General features: G+C 30.4%; 1 protein-coding gene. It reads right to left on the reverse strand.

Going from position 1 to position 647, the window contains the following annotated elements:
* Positions 1-577: GerAB/ArcD/ProY family transporter (locus tag CN514_RS25105; RefSeq protein WP_141529550.1), on the reverse strand; the 577-nt coding region annotated here is incomplete at its 3' end.
* Positions 578-647 lie beyond the last annotated feature (70 nt).

A 647-nucleotide genomic window follows, 5' to 3' on the forward strand; every position in this document is an offset into this window, starting at 1 on the left:
ATCCTGAACAAGTATAAATAAAACCATGAAAAAAATCTTGGTATCCTCTTTCGAATAAAGGAAATAGTAGTCCGAAATCTTTGTTCTTTTCATTCCCAATGCCCACCAAGAATCCAAAAAAAGCAACTGGCGGCAAAAATAAAAAAGCAGCTGTACTAATTGTACGGATCCCTTTACTTGCTGAATAAAAACAAATCAGTGCAATTAAAAACACTACGACGATATTTGGAATATCTTGGGTATAATTTATATTTGCCCAAATAAGTGTAAATCGAAAAGTAACGAAAGCTGAAAGTAAAAAGTAAGCTACAAAAATAACTGAAAATAGGTAAGCTAATGGTTTATACAATACTTTAAACATTACAGACAAAATATCTTCATTATTTAGCTTTTTATATAAATAATAAACTAATGCTGTCCAAACTAGAAAAGGGAGGATACTAGCAATTACCGTAATCCAAGAATCTCGATGGGTTGATGTCAACACACTAGGTACAATAAATACATGCAACATAAACCCGGTAGACATGATAAGCAAGATATAGATATGAGTTGAATAAATAAACTTTTTATTCATAAAAAGTCTCCCTACAAATCCTTTATTCCTTTAAGTTAACCCGAAGTGAATTGCTTTATGTATATTTTTA

This window comes from Bacillus sp. AFS001701 (genome assembly GCF_002559405.1).
GTDB lineage: Bacteria > Bacillota > Bacilli > Bacillales > Bacillaceae_G > Gottfriedia.